The 16444-nt window shown below is 40.2% G+C and carries 12 protein-coding genes; 6 read left to right on the top strand and 6 right to left on the bottom strand.

All coding sequences use genetic code 11. The features are described from left to right. The first annotated feature begins 176 nt into the window (after positions 1 to 176). Genes HY817_00465 through HY817_00455 form a run of 3 tightly spaced genes read left to right on the top strand, consistent with a single transcriptional unit; the run spans position 177 to position 2133 of the window. Positions 177 to 665, top strand: a complete 489-nt coding sequence (locus HY817_00465) for a nucleoside-diphosphate kinase (GenBank protein ID MBI4835711.1) — start codon at positions 177 to 179, stop codon at positions 663 to 665. A 57-nt stretch (positions 666 to 722) separates the two neighbouring features. Beyond that, a complete protein-coding gene (locus HY817_00460; protein MBI4835710.1) occupies positions 723 to 1310 on the top strand; it encodes a sigma-70 family RNA polymerase sigma factor in 588 nt (195 codons plus the stop codon). Beyond that, positions 1270 to 2133, top strand: a complete 864-nt coding sequence (locus HY817_00455; protein MBI4835709.1) for a hypothetical protein — start codon at positions 1270 to 1272, stop codon at positions 2131 to 2133. Before HY817_00460 ends, HY817_00455 begins: the two co-directional genes overlap by 41 nt. Here the strand turns inward: HY817_00455 and HY817_00450 are convergent. Beyond that, entirely contained in the window at positions 2069 to 2515 is a 447-nt protein-coding gene (locus HY817_00450) for a DUF192 domain-containing protein (GenBank protein MBI4835708.1), read from the bottom strand. The two genes, HY817_00455 and HY817_00450, sit on opposite strands and share 65 nt — an antisense overlap. A gap of 100 nt (positions 2516 to 2615) precedes the next feature. On the opposite strand from HY817_00450, the gene HY817_00445 reads away from it, so the two are divergent. Next, complete coding sequence (locus HY817_00445; protein ID MBI4835707.1) at positions 2616 to 4169, top strand: HD domain-containing protein; 1554 nt, start codon at positions 2616 to 2618, stop codon at positions 4167 to 4169. Here the strand turns inward: HY817_00445 and HY817_00440 are convergent. Next, entirely contained in the window at positions 4151 to 4822 is a 672-nt protein-coding gene (locus HY817_00440) for a response regulator transcription factor (GenBank protein ID MBI4835706.1), read from the bottom strand. The two genes, HY817_00445 and HY817_00440, sit on opposite strands and share 19 nt — an antisense overlap. Before the next feature lie 96 nt (positions 4823 to 4918). Between HY817_00440 and HY817_00435 the strand changes: the two genes are divergently transcribed. Further along, on the top strand, positions 4919 to 5548 hold the full coding sequence (locus HY817_00435) for a CDP-alcohol phosphatidyltransferase family protein (GenBank protein MBI4835705.1): 630 nt from the start codon (positions 4919 to 4921) through the stop codon (positions 5546 to 5548). A gap of 95 nt (positions 5549 to 5643) precedes the next feature. On the opposite strand, the gene groL is transcribed toward HY817_00435, so the two are convergent. The 4 genes from groL to HY817_00415 all read right to left on the bottom strand — a co-directional run bounded on the left by groL (position 5644) and on the right by HY817_00415 (position 13593). Continuing rightward, positions 5644 to 7296, bottom strand: a complete 1653-nt coding sequence (gene groL, locus HY817_00430; protein MBI4835704.1) for a chaperonin GroEL — start codon at positions 7294 to 7296, stop codon at positions 5644 to 5646. A 28-nt stretch (positions 7297 to 7324) separates the two neighbouring features. Next, a complete protein-coding gene (locus HY817_00425) occupies positions 7325 to 7627 on the bottom strand; it encodes a co-chaperone GroES (protein MBI4835703.1) in 303 nt (100 codons plus the stop codon). Between the two features lie 129 nt (positions 7628 to 7756). Then, on the bottom strand, positions 7757 to 12127 hold the full coding sequence (locus HY817_00420; GenBank protein ID MBI4835702.1) for a right-handed parallel beta-helix repeat-containing protein: 4371 nt from the start codon (positions 12125 to 12127) through the stop codon (positions 7757 to 7759). Between the two features lie 98 nt (positions 12128 to 12225). Further along, positions 12226 to 13593, bottom strand: a complete 1368-nt coding sequence (locus HY817_00415) for a hypothetical protein (protein ID MBI4835701.1) — start codon at positions 13591 to 13593, stop codon at positions 12226 to 12228. A gap of 305 nt (positions 13594 to 13898) precedes the next feature. Between HY817_00415 and gyrA the strand changes: the two genes are divergently transcribed. After that, complete coding sequence (gene gyrA / locus HY817_00410; protein ID MBI4835700.1) at positions 13899 to 16391, top strand: DNA gyrase subunit A; 2493 nt, start codon at positions 13899 to 13901, stop codon at positions 16389 to 16391. The last annotated feature ends 53 nt before the right edge of the window (positions 16392 to 16444 follow it).

The following is a 16444-nucleotide window of genomic DNA, read 5'->3' as shown; positions in this document are numbered from 1 at the left end:
CTAAGAGCAAGGCTTGTCAATAATGGGGATTTATTGCGTGGCTATATTAGTAAGAGTATTACAACAATGCAAATTACCAATTGAGCAAGATTGGAACAAATGGATTTTCCCTTCACATTTCAATTCTCTTGGGAGCGTGCTAGTATGCTGGTGAAATTAATTTCTGTTTACCTGTTATGGAAAGAACTTTAGTGCTTATTAAACCGGATGGCGTACAAAGAGGCCTTATTGGTGAAGTGATTAGTCGCTTCGAAAGAGCTGGACTGAAAATTGTCGGCTTAAAAATTGTCCAAGTAAGCGAAGACTTTGCTCGCAAACATTATACTGAGGACATTGAACTCCGCAGAGGTGCAAAAGTAAGAAAGTTGCTTACTGATCTTCTCTCCAAGCATCCAGTAGTTGCTATTGCCCTGGAAGGCATTGGTGCTATTGAAGTAGTACGTAAAATTGTTGGCAGTACAGAACCAAGAGCAGCGCTACCAGGTACTATTCGGGGTGATTATTCTCATGTTAGCTATGCCCATGCTGATAAAGAAGAAAAAGTGGTCTTCAATATTGTCCATGCCTCAGGAGATAGCAAAGATGCCGAGCACGAAGTTCCTTTATGGTTTAGTGATGCAGAATTGGTGGGTTATAAAACAGTTCATGAACACCACGTTTTCTAGAGTGGAAATTCGTGTAACGAATATTCAAATTAGTCGTACTTATTAACGCCTGGTCAAGTGATTACTTCTAAGCATTATAAAGCTTTCACCCAGTATTACGAACAGTATTTTCAACAAGTGTATAAATACGTGTTCTTCCGTACTGGAAAGCATAAAGATCTAGCCTTTGATCTTACATCAGAACTTTTTCTTAAGGCATTAGAAAAGTTCGACACCTACCAGGAAGCGAAAGCGGATTTCAAAAATTGGATCTTTACCATAGCACGCAATCATATCATTGATTACTACCGTTCACATAAAGAAGTGGTAGATATTGATGCGCTCAGTAATATTCTAGCTTCACCAGAAACACTAGCTTCGGAGCTTAGTCTCGGCCTGGATACAGCCTATGCTCTATATGCCCTGGATTACTTACCACCAACCCAACAAGAAGTATTGAAGCTGAAATTTCTCTCCGACTGGAGCAACAAAGAAGTAGCTCATTTTCTCAATAAAACTGAAGGAAATGTAAGGGTACTAGTACATCGCGCACTGCAAACACTTAAGCAAAAAATACTCAGTTTATTCTCACCGATTCATGCTCAAACAACCACTCGAAAACAATTTGAAGGAGTTATCAAAACTTCGCCCTCCATTTCTAGCTAAGGCACGCTTACGTTGGCGTTTATGGAGACACTACCTGCAGCTCAGAAAAGAACAGGGTAGTGTCTTTCTCAGTTTAAGTCGAGCTGTAGCCTTTGGCTCCCTAGCTGTTATTATTGCAAGCTCGATAGGACTAACTACTATTTATGCCTATCGCAGTGACGAAGTAACTACCTTTAATACACTTTATCCTGTAAAACACACTTTAGAAAATTGGGCATTGGCGATCACCCAAAGCCCATTAGATAAAGCTCAAATGTATCTAGAGTTAGCAACTAAGCGTAGTCGAGAGGCCAAAACACAAGTACAACAGAATCAAAAAGTTGATCCCCACACCTTGGCAGCGATTACCAGTAATAATACCCAGGCATTGATTGCCACCAAAAGCATTGAGGATAGTAAAGTCCGCAAAGAGATGGAACAAAAAATCATTGCCACGTCTCAAGAGCAGGTTATTACTCTAAAAGAGGTAAAAGCAGCTAGTATTAAAATTGCTGCCGAAGCACGAGAAATATCAATAGAGGAAATTGCCAAAAAAGACATTAGTTTGGGCACACCCGACATTGGTGCCAATCCTCAGAACACTAATGAAGAGATACGATTGAATGATATGCCAACAACTTCTGAAACCCTAATAGCAGAAACTCCTGAATTAAAGTTAGTTGAAGAAGTGATTAATGAAACGAAGAAATTAACTAATGAGTCCCCCGTGTCAGAAGAGACACCTTCTATATCAGAGGGAAGAAAAAGCTCAACCACAGCTAGTGGGGCCAATATACTTGATTCCCAACTTGAATCTGTTTCTCTTTCGACAAACCTGCCTTAATTTCTAATACATATTTAGCAGGACCTGATGAATAGTACATAGTACACGGATCTAGCAAACAAGGCCCAGAGTTTTCCGCAATATTTATTATTCGCCAATCATCACTAATAAAAATTATATCCAAAGGGATATAGGTATTTTTCATCCAGAAAGATTGTATGGCCGGACGCTCAAATATAAACAGCATCCCTTGATCATCAGCCAACTCCTTTCTGTACATTAGGCCAAATTGTAATTCTTTTGGTGTAGTAGCTAATTCTACCTGAAAAACGTTTTTTCCTGCTGATGAAATAATTTCGAGATACTGACCATTTGAATATCGATAAATTAAAATTGGCAGCGCTGCGAGCAAAATTACTAGTGAAAGTTTTAGGAGCTTCATGTTTGAGTATTTTCCTGGTCAGGTCCAATCTATAATTTTTCTAGCTCTCTTGCCAATAGAATGATCTTCTATATAGTAAAAATGTTGTAAGATCGAAGTTATGGATTTATGGGGACTAATTGTTGGCACAGGCATCGGTGTAGGTGTGGCCTTATTTATCAACTATTGCACTCAGAGAAGTTCATTATCTAGTACCGCTCACAGTGCTAAGACTATTATTGAGCAAGCCCAACTTAGAGCGAAGTTACTCGATCAGAAGGCCCAGAGTGAGCAGGGAGCCAAACAGGCTTTATTTGAAAGTAGAGAAAAAAGTGCTCTAGAGCTTCTAGAAGATCAAGAACAAAAGTTATTGAATAATGAAGAATCGTTACTTCTTCAAGAAAAAAACCTTGCAGAGCTAAGAAAGCTCTTTACTCTTGAGCAAGAACAAAGAGAAATACACATTGATAATTATCAGAAAACAGAACTAATGCAGATTGAAGCTTTAGAAAAGACGGCTAAGTTTTCCGGTAGTGAACTATGGCAAAAACACTTAAAGCACTATTGCACGACAGAAGAAAGTGTCCAACAGCAAAGATTAGAAAAGTCTTTACTAGTAATGGAGGACCACATCGAAGACAAAGCGAAAGCAATCATGAACGTTATCCACCAACGATATAATGGCGAAAGTACTCGCGATCCAACTCTTATTGAAATTGAATTTACCGCCAAAGAATTTGAACGCATTATTGGCGATGAACAGATGAGCAAAATTATTCATTTACAGAAATCTCTTGGTAGTGAACTGAAATTAGAGTATAGCGCTGATTATCGGGTACGCGTATTTGGCTATGACTTATGGCGTAGATATATTATCAAAGGCGCATTAGAAAGAATGAAAAAAAACACCAAGTTACATTTAGAACAAGCCTTACTAGAAACTCAAAAGTTTACTGAACAAAGAATGTTGCGTATCGGTAAAAAAGCATGTGATTATCTAGGTATCAAAGATTTCCCTCCAGAATTGATGAAATTGGTAGGAAGATTAGATTATCGTACTAGTTTTGGTCAGAATATTTATCGTCATTCTATTGAAGTGGCCGTATTAGGAAGAATGTTTGCTGAAGAACTTGGTTGTGATCCATATATTTGTATTGTTGGTGGTTTGCTACATGATATCGGTAAAGGTATCGATGCTGATATTGCTGGTGCTCATGATGCTATTGGTAGAGACATAGCCCTTGAATACCATTTACATCCCGATATTGTGCATTCTATTTTTGCCCATCACGAAATAGAACCGTATCGAAGTGTTGAGGCTAGAGTAGTGCAATTAGCTGACGCCATATCTGCTGCGCGACCAGGAGCACGTCACCATGAGCCTTTGGAAGAATACTTGGCACGTATGAAAACATTGGAAGAAGCAGCTTTAAATCAGGATGGTGTAGAAAAAGCATTTGTCATGCAAGCCGGTAGAGAGATTCGTGCCTTTGTGGATGCCCAAAAAACTGATGATCAAAAGGCTCAAGAAATAGCACAAAACATTGTAGCTGCAGTGCAAGTAAGTGATGCAGTTCGTTCTGGCGAAGTAAAAATTCAAGTTATTCGCGAATTGGATGTATTCGCTTATGCTGGGATAAAAAGAAAAAGTACTAGCTACAAAGCAAAGCGATAACCCATACCATGCACGGTATGAATAAGCTTGAGGCCAAGATTCTCATCCACTTTTTGCCGTAATTTTCGTACCGAAACATCAACAACATTGCTACTTTCATTCACACTAGTATGCCAAACTGAATTAATTAATTCATTTCTGCTTAATGTTCGCTCTGGATGATGAAGAAAGTATTCAAATAATGTTGCTTCTTTATTTTTGAGAAAAACTTTTTGTTTATCAAAGTGAATGCAACGCCTCTCTACATCATAGGTTAAGCCTCGGTACGAAACTTGAGTAAGATACGGACGATTAATTCTGCGATACAATCGGTGTACTCTCGCCGCTAATTCCTGGAAATGAAATGGCTTAATGATATAATCATCAGCACCTGCCGCAAATGTGCTCACCTTGGTTTCGATATCTTGTAATGCCGTCACTGTAATTAACGGAATAGATTTATCAACCTTTCTAATATGGCGGATGACTTCTAAGCCATTAAGTGCAATATTCAGGAGCAAATCTACTAACACAACATCATAATAACCAGTTTTCACTAGTCGCACCCCTTCTTCTCCTGTATAAGCAATATCTACATGCATTTGAAAAGCACCTAAGTGATTTTTGGTCAAAAGAGCTAATTCTTTATCATCTTCAATGAAGAGAATTTTCATGGTAACGTAAAAACAAAGCTGCTATGAACATACGAATTTATAGTCAGAGATGCAAAGTAGAAGCTTAAAAAAGTCTAAAAAGTAAACTAAATTTTAATGCTTGCCCGTATATCAGACGCTGTTTATAACTTTCAAAAGTATGATGATGCATTTATGGCAAAGACTTTTGATAAACTCTGGGTTGCGCTAGGTATTACACCCAATGTGCTTACCGCCTTGCGCTTCATTGGCACTACTATATTGTGGGTACTATTTCTCAATGTTCCTGATCCTAATACTTTTTGGAATACTAGTATATTACTTTTGTTTATCGTCACTGCACTTACTGATCTTTGGGATGGTGCTCTGGCTAGAAATACCAATCAAATTACCGAATTAGGAACCTTATTGGATCCCTTAGCCGACAAACTTTTGATTGGCAGTGTTCTGTTTTTTTTAGCCAGCACCTTACACCATTGGACTTTATACATGATTATTTTTTTGGAAGGGATTATGATTGTGCTCAACGTTATTTTCTACACTCTATGGAAGGGCAAAATTCGCGGCGCTAATGCATTTGGTAAGCTCAAGATGGCCCTAGAAGTAATTTTTGTCATACTTCTATTGGTCGGTGTTTATCAACAGAGCCTTACTGTTCTTAATATAGGCTATATCGTGGGAAGTATTGCAATTTTATTGGCTATCATAAGTATTTTAAAGGGAATCAAAGATAGCGGAGCACTGTAAATAAGGAACAAATAATTCATCACAAAAGAAAAAAGGCCCAGTATCATTACCTAGACCTTTTTCTTTTGAAAACACTGAATAATCAGTATTGCTTTTTACATATCCATCCCGCCCATACCACCCATTCCTCCCATACCACCAGGCATACCTGCTGCTGGCTTTTCTTCAGGCAATTCACAGACAGCTGCGCCAGTAGTCAAGAACATTGCTGCTACTGAAGCGGCATTTTGTAATGCTGAACGTACTACTTTTGCGGGATCGATAATTCCTTCTTTGTACATATCAACTATTTCGCCAGAAGCGGCATTGTAGCCTCTACTGTCGCCTTTCTCTTTTTCCATGGTGAGCCGACTAATGACTAGAGCAAATTCTTGGCCCGCATTTTCTACAATTTGTTTAATAGGAGAATACAATGCTCGACCAACTATATTAACACCAATTTGTTCACTCTCATCATCACATTTAAAGCCCTTTAAAGCTTCCGCTGCGTTGTAGAGGGCAATTCCTCCACCAGGTACAATTCCCTCTTCAATAGCTGCTCGAGTAGCAGAAACAGCATCTTCAACACGATGTTTCTTTTCGGTGAGCTCTACTTCTGTAGCTGCTCCGACACGGATAACCGCAACTCCACCAGCTAATTTTGCTAAGCGTTCTTGCAACTTCTCTTTATCATAGTCCGACTTAGTATTCTGAATTTCTGCTTTTATTTGCTCAACACGTTTTTCAATTTCGGCATTTTCTCCTTTTCCGCTAACAATAATAGTCTTGTCTTTGGTAGAAATGACTTTTGCTGCTTGGCCTAGATCGGCTAATTGGGCACTAGCTAATTTAAGTCCAATTTCTTCTGAAATAACTTTGCCACCAGTCAAAATAGCAATATCTTGAAGCATTGCCTTGCGACGATCTCCGAAACCTGGAGCTTTGATTGCTAAAGAGTGGAATGTCCCACGTAGTTTATTGACAATCAAGGTTGCCAAAGCTTCACCATCGACATCTTCGCCAATAATGACAAAATTCTTTTTGCCTGCCTGAGCTGCTTGTTCGAGCACAGGAAGAATATCCTGGATACTACTAATCTTTTTGTCGGTAATTAAAATAACAGGATTTTCCATCACCGCTTCCATACGAGTAGGATCAGTGACCATATAAGGAGAAATATAGCCATTATCAAACTGCATTCCCTCCACATATTCTTGGGAAAGACCAAATGTCTGACCTGCTTCCACAGTTACCACACCATCCTTACCAACCTTATCCATTACATCTGCGATCAAGCTACCGACTTCAGGATCTGCGGCTGATATTGCTGCAATTTGGGCAATTTCTTCCTTAGTGGTTACTTTTTTTGCGGTTTTTTGCAAATGATCAACAATTTTTTGTACTGCCTTATGAATACCATTTTTCACTGATACCGGATTGGCACCTTCACTTACTAAAGAAAGACCGCTGCGAATTAATTCTACAGCTAAAACAGTCGCAGTAGTGGTACCGTCACCAGCTGCATCATTAGTTTTGGTAGCTGCCTCGCGGACCAATTGAGCCCCCATGTTTTCAAATGGATCAGTTAATTCAATTTCTTTAGCGATGGTGACACCATCATTAGTATTTACCGGAGCACCATACTTTTTCTCAAATACTACATTTCTACCTTTAGGCCCCATAGTAATACGCACGGCCTGAGCGAGCTTCAAAGCTCCAGACAGTAATTTTGTGCGTGCATCTGTATCAAATAAAATTTGCTTTGCCATAAAAAGTTTAAGGTTAAAGATTAAATAATTACTCTAAAACAGCTAAAATGTCATCTTCTTTCAATACTAAGTATTCTTCACCCTCAATTTCAATTTCATCAGGACCATATTTGGTAAAAAGCACTTTTTGCCCAACCTTAACAGTCAAAGCAATCAAGTCTCCCTTCTCATTACGTTTCCCCTCACCTACAGCAACAATCTCTCCTTGCTGAGGACGCTCCTTGCTCGCCGTATCAGGCAATACAATACCTGACATTGTTACCTCTTCACGCCCAAGAGGACGCACTACAACACGATTCCCTAAAGGAATGATCTTGACTTTTTGAGCCATAGAAAAATATTAAAGTTAAGGCTACTTTCGAGGTTAAAACCCCTTAGCACTCGGAATTATAGAGTGCTAAGAAGCTAGCGTCAAGAATCCTCTAGATAAAAGGCCCCTAATTGAGGAACTATACAATAACTATTTTTTCTGTTTTTGCAATCGTCGTGCTAATAGAGCAGATATACTCAATATGGCACCAATTAATAAACTTTCCGATCCTGTCTTTGGCAATTCAGTTTGTGGTACAGGAGTGGGAACAATAGGTGCTGATGGAGCTGGCAATGAAGGTGGCACCAATTCAAGAGTGCGGGCTACTTTTGTTATTGTTTCTTCCTCTTCACAATCACTCTTTTTCAATCGATTATCAAAGGCTGAAGTAACATCAAGGTAAACTAAACTTTGGGAATTATGATTCACAGAACCTGAAGTGACTCGAGCATTATTTTCCACTGGCACACCAATATTCAAAATACATACAGCGTCCAAATCGACACCTGGAGCCTTAGGCTGTACCTCGCTACTTTTATCTTCAATTTTTACATAGCGAGCCCAAGCTAATTGTGTTTTGCCTAAATCATAAGCACCATCACCACTAATACGAACGAAAGTATCGCCGTCTTGTGACACAGAGACTTTATAAGCTTCACTTTCACTATCAGCATCATCAATATGATTATTAATTTGGAATAGGGCGAAATCTACTCCAGAGCCATTGACGATTACTTTGTCCTCACCAGTATCTACGACAATGCTGCCATCATCACCCAGGGAAACGAACTTGCCATCTGGAGCTTCAGTAATATCTTCCTCATCATCGTGATCATTACCTTCAGTAGAAATGTCGGATTCTTCAACCGCAGTAATATAAAAGTCATTATCATCTTCTTCAGCGTCAGCATCCAAGCTAAAGCTATCTAAGGGAAAATCCGATTTGTCTTCTAGGGATAATAGATAACGAACTGTTTTCACTTCGCCTGAGGCTAAAGTAATATTATTAATAGTAATTTCTCTACCGGTGGTGGCATTGGTACCTCCAGCTAAGTCTGTGATTTGAGCAGTAGCTAGAAAACCGGCAGGAATTGTATCTCTAAAGTTATAAACATGGGCAGCAGAATCAAGATTAGTAATTTGTACTTGATAGCTTATTTGCTCCGCGGCTAGTGAATACATATCCTTACCATCGGTAGTAGTTTTTACTACGCTGAATGGTCCACCTTCGGTAGCAGTTGGGGTAGAACCTGGGAAGGTGAGTGTGACAGTATCACTATCCACACTACCATTACAATCCTGCTTGAGTAATGTCACTGTGGTTTGAGTGGCAAGAGTACGAACTAGTGAGTTGCCACTTTCTGGTTGCAATTGGTTATTGAGGAACCAACGGTACACAATTGTACCGTCACCAGTAGTACTACTATTAGCAAAGGTGAAGATGCCACTAGCACTAGCTTCATAAGAAAGCTCGGTGGTTAATTGAGTGTTTAAGGTAAGTTCAGCATCCACGGTAGTGTTCCCAGAGCAAGCTTGCGTAGTAGCAATAACAGCATGCTGAGCAGATACCTGAGCTGGAGCAGAAGCTACGGTAGGAGTAGAGCTCACCAGACTTAATGAATTAGTATAGTTTCCAGGGCTACCTACTACCGTAGTAAGATAGCGAATATGAAGCTTATGCCCAGCCTGTAATCCTCCCGAGGGCAGTGTTAACAAAATATTACCGCCAGCTGTCACTGAACAACTACTTGAGGTAGCAATCGGTAAAGCATCAATAGCAAAGGTACACACTGGCACAACAGGACTTAGTCCCGTGAATGTATCATGTAGTGTAAGTGCAGTAATAGTATTGCTAGTAACAAGGTTAGAAACCCCTAAGTCGACGGTGACAAGATCTCCATTGCGCAAGTTACTCGCGGGAGATATAGTTTTACTTAATGTCACTGCAGTAGTGGTAGTGGTGCTAGCCGTAACGGTAATATAGACGCTATCAATTACAATATCCCCATCACAATCACTAACGATATGCGTTACTGTATGAGTACCAGCAGTCAATGCAATTGATTGAGTCGCATCAGCCACATCAGTACCATTAGCGATTTCCTCACCATCGAGTAACCAGCGATAGGTGATCGGATCATTGCCTGTAGTAGGAGTTGTATTAGCGAACTCAGCAGTATGTGGAGTGGTAGTCAAAGTCTCATCATGCTCGTCTTCATCTATGGTGAAGGTGGCATTGGGAGTTACATCTGGTGTGGAACATTCCTCAGCAGCAGTAGCTGTGATAGTAAAATCTGCAGTAGACTCAGCCTCAATAGCATCTTCACCAAAGAGCACCGATCCTGTATTGGTACGAGCACCAATAGTTGCATCAGAATCAACAGCAGCGTCGAAAACAACGTAGATCGATTCTATAGGCAGCAAGGTCGTGAAATCTTCCAAATCGATATCATCTGAGACAAAAGAACAGTTGCTGTCACCTTCAGTTGAGGGAGTAAAGTTTAGTTGCCAACGACAGCTATCAGGTACATAAGTAAGGCCATCAGGCAAAACATCAGTCAAAGTCAGTAAAGATATTGCTTCAGTACCAGCATTATTGAAAGAGAACAAAAAGGTTTGCGTTCCTCCTTGGGCCACAGAGGCTAGGGCCGCAAACTTATTGAATATAGCAACAGTGTTTAAGTTTTGCGCTAAGAAATTGGCACTGAATTCGGAAGTATGACATGGCGATACGCCAGCACCTGTTTCGGCAATCAAATCAGCAATTACCAAAGGAAATATTCCAGCACAATCAATATCATCATCTAATGAAGTAGTAGTGGCAGTGAGTAAACCGCCTGGGAAACCTGCAGATAATGGAATATCCATTGTCCAACTAAAAGGCCCCTCTTCATCAGCCACAATAGTGCGACCCAGATAGTTTTCTCCTGAACCGAAACCATAACCTGTAGCATCGGTATCATCAATATCACAAGTTGACTCTACCAATACATCAACACATGCTATGCCATAGAGTTCTATTATTGCACCAGATCCGGCATTATCTGCCGTGCCTGAGATGGTCCATATACCAGTAGGCTCATCAAATGTAGCACTAGTGATCACCGGAGCATTGACAACAGCATTCCCCCCCTCATCACTATCATCTGTATCATTGGTAGAAATGTTAGTGTTTTGATTGCTATAAGATCCAGCCTGAAGATCGTCATTACTTTGTAAGTCTATTCCAATACCATCATTCTCCAATAATGCTCCAGTTGCAGTGCTACCATTTTCAAAAATGCTATTTTCCAGAAGAATATTGAAGTGATTACCTTCATCATCTTCAGTACAATCTTGAGCAATAAATATGCCATTATCGGCATTATTATTGATAGTATTCTGATAAATGAGATTGTCACTAGCACCCGCGATAGTTTCTGTGGCACATAAAAGGGCAATACCATTACCAATGTCATCTGTAGGATCTGACAAATCATCTCCATTGTCACCATTAGACTCAATTGTATTTTCGAGAATTTGATTTTGGGAGCTGGCGATCAAAGCAATACCAGTACCAATATTTCCAGAGATAAGATTGTTTTCCACTATTACCTTATTTATAGACGTTTCTTCACCTTCAACACCAATAACTATTCCCGCACTCAAAAAAGGCGCCACTGAAACACAATCTCCAGTTTGATCAGCAAGTAGGGAACCATTGTCTTTAATATCGTTGCCGATGATTCGAACATCATCTTCACCAGATAATAGCTGAATACCAGCGGTGTAACATTCATTATCATCTATCGACGGCGAGATCTCGTCATCCAAAGAAGTGTTTCCCTCTATATCATTATTCGTAATCAATAAAGAACTAACCACTCGACCAGTGATTCCCTTTCTAAAACAGCCAATATCATTGTTACTAATGATTGTTCCCGAATTCACCGTGTCACCAGCTCTACCACGGACACTAATACCCACTTGCCCAGTATTATCACAAGTATCACCCAAAGCATTGCCATGCAAAGTGGTATCATCTACACGATTATTGTCTCCATAGATAATAATACCATTGGGAAAGCCAGTAATGGTAAGATTTTTAATAATATTGTTAGTAGAGTTGGTACCTGTCGAACCAATTTGTAAAAAGTGCGTATAGGTTCCACTTACAGGACTAATAGCGACTTTATTACTTCCACCATCAATAGTGATTGAATGGTCAGTATTGATAAAATTCGATAGGCTGTCTACTGAAGAGTCCCCACTAACATCACCCAACTCAATCTCTGAAATATCTGACGCAAAAGAAATGATAACATCTTCATCGCTAAGTATTGCATCTTGAACAGCTTGTCTAAAGTTACAGTTATCATTATCCGTTGCATCACAAACAGGACTGGTACCAGTTGATCCATCATCGGCTAAATCAACTAAATATACCTGTGCTGCAGCTTGGGTAGAAAGAGGTTGTTGAAAATCTATCGAAAGGGCAGACAAAAGAGTTATAAAGATAACTGCCAAAATAAATTTTTTCATTTGTTTTTGTTTCACTCCCATCATTATACAATAAACTAGACATTATTTCTAATGCTATGAAGGGAGGCTTCAAAGGCTCGCAATTAAAGTGCAAAATTTTATAGGGTCATTTCAACCGGTCCAAATTGAGCAAACGAGGAATTTCCAGTAGCATCTGAAAAATACACCCTAACATAGCAGCTAGAGATTGCCATTGTTCTCATAACCCCTCTCAATTCATCTGTTTCTCCACGTGTTAGGTTGATAAACATTGTTCCTCTTGTTGCATCTGGGGTGTATGTAAATACTCGTGAACTAAAGTCACATCCAAATCTTGGCACCATTGGGAAAGCACCTGAAGAGTGATCCACAGCACAAGACTGAGCCCGAGACACACCACCATCTGTACTTACTGTATCAGGACATGGCGCTCCCCCAAGAGTACAGGTCTGAGCCATATTACCTCTTGACAAAAGAACTGTGCTACCCGAAGCATTTGTAAAGAAAATTAAACTTAAATTATCTGGAGATGGAGGAATTATTTGAACTTCAGTTGAGAAACTTGTGCCAGCTCCAGTACCACCAATTCTCACAATTCTTCCCATTGGGGCCACTCTGTCTACAGTTGTCATTCCAACACCCTGAACACCATCAACCATTTCTGTCGTAACATTAACTCTCGTACCATTTGCAGTATTAAATGCCATCATATTAAGACGGCCATCGATGCGTGATTCACCAGAACCTAGTGTACCAACAGTAACTGTTTGACTATTGTCACTGGTGAGACCATCTGTCATACCAATACGCAAAGCTCTTCCTGATAATGCTGCACAATTAGTTACTGGAATTCTTACTGGCACATTTCTGATATCTGTCACAGCCAAATTCACTGGTCTGCCACTATTTATTTCTACAGTGCCCAATCTACAAGTGGTACTAACAACGTCTATTGGTGGCATACCAACATCAGTAACATCACGAGGACCGTCGGTACCAGTGTCTACACCTGTATCGGTACCAGCATCATTGCCTGTATCCACACCAGCATCTACAGGATTATCTCCAGGAATATCTCTTGGGGGTGTCGGTGTGTCAGCATCGATTATTACAGGAACATCGCTAGCATCAACCGCTACTGGGACATCATTGACGTCGCTGACATCATTCCCAGTTACATCTGGTGTAACTACTACATCTGCTGCCCCATCTGAAGCATCCGCTACTGGCCCAACGTCTGGCTGAACGGGCTGCTCAGAATTATTAGTGTCTGTAGGGCGAGGGCCGTCCTGAGCTGCAGCATCGAGCCTATTTCTCAAAGCTTGAATTCTTTCATCTGCCACCACATCTCCACAACCGTGTACTACTGAAGTGAGTCCCAACAATATAGCCAAAGCTTTCCCTCGGAAAGGAACGACTACGCCTGGTCTTAAGGCAATAGGAGCACTTATTTGTTGAGGTTGCGTGGTGATAGTTGGTGCTGACATAGTCTTATTGATAAATTTGAAAAAGATTTTATGATAACATTTATTTTTTGTTTGTCAAACTTTCACCGGCAGTATAGCACTGATAAAGACTGAAGTTAAATCAACAACTCTATCTATAACTGATAGCCGAAAACCTTAGCCAATTAGACAGAACTATTATACTTAATTTGTTCTTTGAATTTTGTATTACCATCCATTCTATTCACTTTGCTCTTTGTCCTCTTATTATGCTATTCTTTGGCCGTTAAAAGTCCCTAATTTTTAGTGTTCAAATTATGTCTAATGAAGAGAATCTTCTGACCCCCATGGACAATGGGAAGGTGGAAAATCGTGAGATTTCGACAGAAATGCAGGATAGCTACTTACAGTACGCAATGTCAGTCATTATCGCCCGCGCCTTACCCGACGCCCGCGATGGTCTCAAACCCGTGCAAAGAAGAATTGTCTATGCGATGCATGAAATGGGACTTGGTCCCAACTCCAAATATCGTAAATCAGCTAAAATTGTGGGAGAAGTGATGGCAAAATTTCACCCTCATGGAGATATGTCCATTTATGGCACCGTGGTAAGAATGGCACAGCCTTTTTCCATGCGTTATACACTAGTAGATGGCCAAGGAAATTTCGGTTCTATCGATGGCGATTCTGCTGCAGCCCAACGTTATACTGAGGCTCGCATGACTGATTTTGCTCAGCAAATGGGCAGTGATATTGAGAAAGAGACAGTAGACTTTCGACCTAATTACGATGCCACCGAAGAAGAGCCAATGGTACTCCCCACCCGTATTCCCAACTTGTTGCTTAATGGCAGTGAAGGTATTGCTGTGGGCTTAGCAACCAAAATCCCTCCTCATAACTTAAATGAAGTAATTGATGGCTTGCTTTTGGTACTCGACAAACCTGAATGTACTATTGAGGAAGTGATGGAAAAAGTACCCGGTCCAGATTTTCCTACTGCCGGCGTAATTTATGGTGGCGAATCACTCAAGGAAGCTTACATGACTGGGCGTGGTAAATTTACTATTCGTGGGGTAGCGGAAATTGAAGAAAAAAAGACCGGACGCTTTGATATTATTATTACCGAGATTCCTTACCAGGTTAATAAGGCACTATTAATTGAACGCATTGCTGAATTGGTTAATGACAAGAAAATTGTGGGCATTTCTGATCTGCGTGATGAGTCTACTGAAGATATTCGGGTGGTGATCGAACTCAAGAAAGATGCCTATCCTAAAAAGATATTGAATCAATTGTTTGAGTACACAACCCTACAAACAGACTTTCATATTAATATGATCGCCTTGGTTGACGGCTGCAAACCAAGACTTATGACCTTAAAAGGGTTATTAGAAACTTTCATAGGACATAGACGTATTATTGTTACTCGTCGCACCCAATATGAACTTAAGATAGCGAAAGATCGGGCTCATATTTTGGAAGGATTAAATAAAGCTCTCGATCATATCGATGAAGTGATTAGCACTATTAGAAATGCACCAACCAAAGAAGAGGCCAGCCTAACCTTACAACAACGCTTTGCTTTGAGTGAAAGACAAACTCAAGCAATTTTGGAAATGCGTCTCCAACAACTAGCAGGGCTGGAAAGACAAAAGATTCAGGATGAATATCAAAAGAAGCTGGCATTAATTGCTGAGCTAGAAGGCATTCTCGCTAGCCAAGAGAAAATTACTGCCATCGTCAGACAAGAATTATTAGAGATTAAAGAAAAGTATGGTGATGCCCGCAGAACCAAGCTCATGAAGCGTTCACTGAAAGATTTCTCTGAAGAAGATTTAATTCCCGATGAGGCAATGGTAGTGATGCTGACAAAGAGCAACTATATCAAACGTTTACCACCATCTACTTACCGTTCACAACATCGTGGTGGCAAAGGCGTATCTGGTATTACTACCAAAGAAGAAGATAGTGTAGAGCATATTCTCACTACTACAACCCATACCGAAATCTTTTTCTTCACTTCCATAGGCCGAGTATTTAGATTGAAAACATGGGAAATACCTCAGGCATCTCGTATTGCCAAAGGCCAGGCCATAGTAAATTTGTTGCAATTACGACCGGAAGAAAGAATTACTTCAATGTTGCCTGTGGAAAAAGAAACGGAAGCTAAGTATTACTTTATGGCTACCACTGGTGGCACTATTAAGAAAACTGCGATTTCAGATTTTACTAATGTGCGGGCATCTGGCCTCATTGCTATTAAACTGAAAGAAAATGAACAGCTGTCATGGGTAGAACCAACCACTGGAAAAGATCACTTAATGTTGATTACCGCTCAAGGACAAAGTGTTATGTTCAATGAATCCGATGCTCGTCCAATGGGAAGAGCAAGCCAGGGTGTTCGGGGTATCAAGCTTAAAGGTAATGATAAAGTTGTTCAGCTGCTTAAAGTTCCTGAAACAGAAGGCTCAATCTTAGTATTGATGAAAAATGGTTATGGAAAAATGACCAAGAAAAAAGAGTTTTCCGCTCAAAAGCGTGGCGGTAGTGGTGTCCGAATCGCTAAAGTAACAACCAAAACTGGAGTAATAGTGGGTGGCAGATTCCTCTACATGCCCGAAGAAAATGCTGCTGATATTATGGTTACCTCCACTCAAGGACAAATTATTCGCCTGCCTGTTAAGAGCATTCCTACTATTGGTAGATCTACTCAAGGAGTAATTGTAATGCGTCTGGATAGCAACGATCATGTAGTATCATTCACTCTTTACAAAGAAGATCCGAACGCACCTATTAGCGTCGAAGTGCCCGAAACAACTGGAGCAAGTTTAGCAGTTTAGTAATAAAAAAGAACTCTGTGAGTAAACTCACAGAGTTCTTTTTATCCATCCCC

It is taken from the genome of Candidatus Abawacabacteria bacterium (assembly GCA_016207805.1).
GTDB lineage: Bacteria > Patescibacteriota > Gracilibacteria > RBG-16-42-10 > RBG-16-42-10 > JACQZO01.
The sequence above is the reverse complement of the archived record's forward strand: the minus strand, read 5'-3'. Positions and strand labels throughout refer to the sequence as shown.

What these genes read in the sequence shown, in the direction of transcription:
- HY817_00415 (MBI4835701.1), bottom strand. Translation starts at nt 13,593, where the DNA reads ATGTCAGCACCAACTATCACCACGCAACCTCAACAAATAAGTGCTCCT.
- HY817_00445 (MBI4835707.1), top strand. Translation starts at nt 2,616, where the DNA reads ATGGATTTATGGGGACTAATTGTTGGCACAGGCATCGGTGTAGGTGTG.
- groL (MBI4835704.1), bottom strand. Translation starts at nt 7,296, where the DNA reads ATGGCAAAGCAAATTTTATTTGATACAGATGCACGCACAAAATTACTG.
- HY817_00465 (MBI4835711.1), top strand. Translation starts at nt 177, where the DNA reads ATGGAAAGAACTTTAGTGCTTATTAAACCGGATGGCGTACAAAGAGGC.
- gyrA (MBI4835700.1), top strand. Translation starts at nt 13,899, where the DNA reads ATGGACAATGGGAAGGTGGAAAATCGTGAGATTTCGACAGAAATGCAG.
- HY817_00420 (MBI4835702.1), bottom strand. Translation starts at nt 12,127, where the DNA reads ATGAAAAAATTTATTTTGGCAGTTATCTTTATAACTCTTTTGTCTGCC.
- HY817_00425 (MBI4835703.1), bottom strand. Translation starts at nt 7,627, where the DNA reads ATGGCTCAAAAAGTCAAGATCATTCCTTTAGGGAATCGTGTTGTAGTG.
- HY817_00435 (MBI4835705.1), top strand. Translation starts at nt 4,919, where the DNA reads ATGCTTGCCCGTATATCAGACGCTGTTTATAACTTTCAAAAGTATGAT.
- HY817_00440 (MBI4835706.1), bottom strand. Translation starts at nt 4,822, where the DNA reads ATGAAAATTCTCTTCATTGAAGATGATAAAGAATTAGCTCTTTTGACC.
- HY817_00450 (MBI4835708.1), bottom strand. Translation starts at nt 2,515, where the DNA reads ATGAAGCTCCTAAAACTTTCACTAGTAATTTTGCTCGCAGCGCTGCCA.